This is a genomic window from Arthrobacter sp. CG_A4, assembly GCF_035985125.1.
In the GTDB taxonomy this organism is placed as follows: domain Bacteria; phylum Actinomycetota; class Actinomycetes; order Actinomycetales; family Micrococcaceae; genus Arthrobacter.
This window is the reverse complement of sequence record NZ_JAXCID010000083.1, coordinates 1-5,625: the sequence shown is the minus strand read 5'-3', so window position 1 is coordinate 5,625 and position 5,625 is coordinate 1. Positions and strand designations below refer to the sequence as shown.

The following is a 5,625-nucleotide window of genomic DNA, read 5'->3' as shown; positions in this document are numbered from 1 at the left end:
CTCGCAGACCACCAAGCCCGCGACCACGAACCCGCGGCCGCGGCCGCGTAACCGAAATCAACTACGAAACTGTCTCAAAAACTTGACGTGCGCAGAGTGGCCGGTTGCTGTCCGGGATGGCGAACGGGAGTTTTGGCAGGATGGGTCGGACCGCAACGATCGTGTCCTCCAGTGGACTGACACGCACGGTGTCCTTCCAGCCGAGTTCTGTTGGGTCGGGGGGGATGATGATGTTGTCCCAGGTGACTCTGTTTATCACCTGCACGTCGTTGAGGTGGAAGTGGAGCGGGTGGGTGTCCACGCCGTTGTGGGTGATCTTCCAGATCTGCGTGCCGTCGGCGTCGGTGGAGATCGGGGTCACGTTGAGGCTGTTCGTCCCCTTGGTGCCGTCCAGCTTCTCCGTGACGGGGTTGACAAACGGGTAGAGGATGACATTTTGCAGCAGCGGTGTTGCTCCGGGTGCCTCCAACCCGATGTTGCCGCTCATCCGGCCCCACTCGTCGAAGTTCGCCGAGTTCATCTCGTCGTGGACGCTCTTGCCCTCGATGGGAACGCTGAGCTGGGGGCCCGCCAGGGTGTCGAACTTGAAGTTGTCTCCTCCTTGCTCGGCGATCCGGGCGAAGCCGTCGCATTTGGCGGCGGGGTTGGTGGCCGCGTTGCAGTACCCGCTGCCGACGAAGCTCTTCCCGTAGGCCTGGTTGTACGCGGCCTGGCCGACCACGATCGGGTTCTGACTCGACTCGAAGACCCCGGCGGGGTTGCCGGCCGCGTCGGTGTGGTGATCGAACGCCGCCATCAGCGCGCCCATCTGGTCAGCCGTGGTGTTCGGCCGGTCGAAGGCCAGCGCGGGTGCGGTGTTCGAAACCTTGACCTGCATGACCGACCGGGTATCGGGCCCGTAGCCGGGCAGGGTCGTAGGAGCGCCCGCCGGGGACATGTCCGGTCCGCCGGTGTAGTAGTCGTAACCGGGAATCCGGCCCGGGAACGCCGCCGGTGCGTCGTTGTAGAGGATCAGCGTCTTCCCCTTGTAAGCGGAGAAGTCGACGATCACGTCGGCCCGTTCGGCCGGCGCGAGCAGCAGCGAGTGCTGGTCGACGTTGCCGACGTCGAACCGGGTTGCGTCGGCGATCCAGGTCGTCTCGTGGGCGGGGACCACGGCCGGGGTCGGCAGGAAGCCGCCCTCGTTGCCGATCTGGATCCAGTCAGGGCCCTTGGGGCTCTTCGTGGTGTCCGGCGTCGGCGTGACGACCGGGTCGGTCTGCGCCATGGAGACTTCGCTGGACTTCAGCGCGACCTCGGTGCCGGTGGCGGGATCGGCGACGTACCAGGAAAGGTTCCAGAACCGGTCATCGGAACCGTTGAGGATCCGGAACCGGTACGTCTTTGGGTCCATGGTCGTCGTCGGGTAGGCCGTGCCGTTCACGACCGGCGTGTCGTGGAAGGCCTCCATGCCGACCGAGTTGTTGGGTGTCGACGGGATCAGGGACGGCTCGCAGAAGGCAGCCACGTTCGGGTCGCAGGTGGGGTCGTAGTAGGGGTTGGCCATGGGCGGGTACTTGGCGTCCTTGGCCGGCGGCCAGAACCACGGGCCGTAGAACCAGCGACCGAACGCGCTCATCCCGCTGGGGTCGCTAGGGTTCTGCGCGGGCATGTAGACGTGCGGCTGCCAGAGGTTGCCCTCACCGCCCCACTTCTTCGGGTCCCAGGTCGGGTCGAGCTGGGCCATCCGCTTCGCGCTCGGCACGAAGGTCTTGTCTTGGATGGTGAGCGAGGTCCCCATGCCGAGACCGTCGAGGGCGCCGCCAGGAGCCATCAGCTTCTGCTCAGTGTCGTCGGTGATCATGTAGCCGGCTTCCTCTCCGGCGTATACGTTGAGCCGCGTGATGCCCCACGAGTGGTCGTGGTAGAACATCATCCGCGCGCTCTGCTGGTTGGTGTAGAAGAAGGTCTCCGCGCCGGGGCCGGGATCCGGCATGTCCGGCACGTTGCTGACGCTGACGCCCTTCGGGTACGCGGTGTTCTCACCGGTCGGGGTGACCCACTGGTGCGGCGTGCCGTCGCTGATCCACGGGGTGATACCGCCGTGCAGGTGCACAGTGGCTCGGTTCTCCGAGTAGCAAGTGGTCGGCTTCGGCGTCTCGCCGCACATCGGGTTGCGCACGCCGTCGAGGACGCTCTTCTCGTCCTTCGCCATGTCCACCGGGATCTTGGTGGTGGGGTCGAGTGTCATCATGTTGGGACCGGCACCCGCACCCATCACCGAGGTGTCGACCGGGAGGAACAGGTCGCCATCCACGCCGGTGGGCAGCAGGTTGCGGAACAGTACCCGGACGGGCTTGTTCTTCGTGGCGATGATCGTCGGGCCGAGGTAGTGCGGCTTGTCCACTCCGCTAAAGCTGATGGGACTGTCGGGAATGGCGGGGTCGAGGTTGGCGTTGCCGAGGGCGACCTTCTTGCCCGGGACGACGCTGGTTGAAAGCTGGACGTACCCGCGGAGCAAAGTGGCCGGCAGGTCACGGTGGAACTTCATCCGGTACTGCACGACCGCGATCTCGTAGTAGTCCGTGCCGGGGTAGGAAGTGGTGTCGGGCACCGCGACCGGGATGTACTGGCCCAGGTCGTTGGCGTTGGCCTCCCCCTGCCCCGGAAGGGTGTCGACGAACTTCTTGATCCCCGGGGTGAGGTAGCCCGCTCCGGGGGTGGTGACCACGATGCCGGTGACCGAGCCCTTGACCGCCACCTTGGCAGTTGCGCTGGCGCCCTTGTCGGGCGTGCCCACGGTGTCGGCGATCGTCACGGTCGGTGCTGAAACGTAGCCCGCGCCGCCGTCGGTGACGTCGATGCGGGTGACGCCGATGGTGGCCTCAACCTTGGCCTCCTGGACGGGAGCGGTCTTGCTGGCGTCGGTGAGGGTCACGGTCGGGGCGGAGGTGTACCCGCTGCCCGCGTTCGCAATCGCGACGCCGGTGACCACGCCGTTGGCGTCCATCGTCGCGCTGCCGGTAGCTTGCTCGCCGACGGCGAGGTCCGGCTTGGAGATGTTCAGCAGCGGCTGGGTCTGATAACCCTTGCCGCCGTCGGTTAGCTTCAGGTTGTCCAGCGTACCGCTGGCCAGCGCATGCGCTTCGGTGCCCGCAGTGGGGTTCCCGCCTGTCAGGGTCACGGCGGGCGCGGTGAACCCGTAACCGGTCTCGTTGACGTCGATGTTGGTGATGACGCCGGTGGCGATCGTGGCGGTGGCCTGAGCCACCGTGGTCGGTGTGACTCCGGCGGTCGTGATCTCCACCATGGGCGGTACCGCGTAGCCAGCTCCCGGGCTGGTCACGGTGACACCGGAGATGGCGCCGGTCTTCGGGTCGACCGAGGCCGTAGCTTCCGCGCCTGTGCCCGGGTCGGTGATGGTCGGCGTGACGTCGGCCCCAAAGGAGTAGGTGCGGTCGTGGGAGAAGTCCGGGTAGTTCGAGGCACCGAGCTTGACCGTGCTGTCCTGGGCCGGGGCGACGTTGGTGGCCAGCGTCGGGTCACCGCTCGCCGGCGTGCTCAAGGTGTCCCCGTTGGCGGGGACGCCGGTGTCGACCGGAACCCCCTGGCCGTAGAAGCCGATCACGTCGTCCTTCTGCACTGTCACCGCTGGCACGGAATAGGTCTCGACCTCTCCGGTGGCCACGGTCGGCGTCGGCACCTTCAGCTCGTCGCTGGCGTAGACGACGGTGTACTCCCCCGCAGTGCCGGTGGGTCGCAGCACCAGCGCGTGGAAGATGTTGCCCGCCGAGGTGGTCGGGCTCGCTCCGGCGGTGCCCTGGTTCCAGCTCTGGAAGTCGTTGAGGGTGCCGGCGGGCAGCTTGGTATGGGGTCGAGCACCACGAGCACCGGACCCATCTCACCAGTCGGCTTCGCGTAGTCGGTCGCGTACTTGCGCTCGGTCAGCGGGTTGCCATACAGGACTGGTGTCGGGGTCCCGATGCTGATTTTCACCATCGCGTCCGCCAACGTCTGCGGGCTGTTCGCCCAGTTGGGGTAGGGGCCGAAGTAGTGCGGCACCTTCGTCATGTCGGTGGCGCTCGAGGGGACCGCCGCCTCGGCCACATCGGGTCGGAAAAGGTTGGGCATCCCGCCCAAGGGGCCCATGCCGCTGATCAGCAGCACGAGCGCCGCGATGACGGCCGGCCTGGCCAGGCGGCCCCTCGGGGCCTGCTGGAAGGGAGGGCGGGCAGATGGTTTCATGGGTCCCCCAACAATCGGATCGTGTTCTGACTGGCGAAGCTGTCCAACCAGACGCTACGGTGGCGACACGCCGTGCGCGCGAGTAGCAGCCACCCGTCTTTTCGCTACCTCTACGCACCTTGGCTACCTGACTTCGTAGCTTGGAATACGACAGGTAGCTCTCGAATGAGTCAGTACAGCCGCCCTTGCGCCCCCGAAGTTGACGCTTCCTTCGCTGTTAGCTGTCCGGCACTCAGCCGCCCAGCACCACGTTCGCCGCGGTTCGCCCGCCAGCATCAGCTCGATCTGCCGCTGGATCAGCTTTCCCATCCGCAGGCGCATGGCCGTGCTCGCCCCGCCCACGTGCGGGATGATGATGTGTCCGCGACCGGACCGCGGGCCACGTTGACCAGTAGCGCGCCTTCGGGCATGGCTGAGAGGAAGGCGTCGTCGATGAGGTGGCGGGTGGCGTCACTGAGCGGGACGCCCACAATCACGATGTCGTGCCCCGGCAGCTGGCTGTGCAGCTCGTCGACGTCGTGGACGTTGCCGCGCTCGTCGGTCCGCGTACTGCTGGCCACCCGGGTCACTGTGGTTTCGAACGGCAGCACGCGGTCCTCGATCGCTTTGCCGACGCCGCCGTAGCCGACCATCAGCACGCGGCGGTCGGCGAGGCTGGCGGTGGACCGGCCCTCCCGGCGGCCTTCCTTGCTGGTTCTGCAGCAGCCGCGGGAGTTCGCGCTGGCTGGCCAGGACCAGGGCGAGGGCCAGTTCGGCGGTGGCGGACATCCTGGTGAGAGCGGTTTGGGTCCCGTCCGGGCGGCCGGCCCGCGAAGCGAGCGTTTAAGCCGCCTCACAGTGCGCCCGGACACCTACACGCACGCCGGCCGGAAGGTGGGCAGTAAACGCGCGGGGATCCCGGCCGGGGACCTGAGAAGGAGCTGTGAAGAATTCCCGGAAACCTTGTACCCAGGGTTGGCGCGGGGCGCGAAGCGGGGGCAGGATAAAAGTACCGGGTCAGTCGCCACGCGCCGACGACGCCCCACAGCAGCCCGCCGCAAAAAAGCACGGCAGGGCAGCAATTGCAGGAGCACCACATGTCCAGCTCTCGAACAAGCACCGGATGTGGCCCCGCGGAAGAGGAGACCGCCGGGGCGGCACCGACCAACAAACCGCCATGACGGCCGCTTCGGACGTAACCGCACGAACCGCAGCCCCCACTGGCGGGGCTGCGCGACGCCCGCATCCCGGGCGGATCGAGGCTGCTGGGGCCTCGGACTTCCTCCCAGCGCTCATGCAGGAGACGCCGCACTACCGGTCCCTAGTGGTACTTTGTTAGGTTTTTGAGTGTTGCTCTTTTAATCTTCGGCCGGGCCTGTTAATTTCGGTTCATGAGGGATGAGGAGATCGCGGCCGTTCGCA

Annotated in this window: 2 protein-coding genes; both read right to left on the bottom strand. The window is 66.7% G+C overall.

Features of this window, described 5'->3' with window-relative positions:
- Positions 1–61: 61 nt before the first annotated feature.
- Entirely contained in the window at positions 62–3,745 is a 3,684-nt protein-coding gene (locus RCH07_RS18950; protein ID WP_326969039.1) for a multicopper oxidase domain-containing protein, read from the bottom strand.
- A 775-nt stretch (positions 3,746–4,520) separates the two neighbouring features.
- A complete protein-coding gene (locus RCH07_RS18945; RefSeq protein WP_326969040.1) occupies positions 4,521–4,856 on the bottom strand; it encodes an NAD(P)-dependent oxidoreductase in 336 nt (111 codons plus the stop codon).
- Positions 4,857–5,625: the final 769 nt, after the last annotated feature.

Coding starts and splice junctions, on each gene's coding strand:
- RCH07_RS18945 (WP_326969040.1), bottom strand. CDS start 4,856: ATGGTCGGCTACGGCGGCGTCGGCAAAGCGATCGAGGACCGCGTGCTG.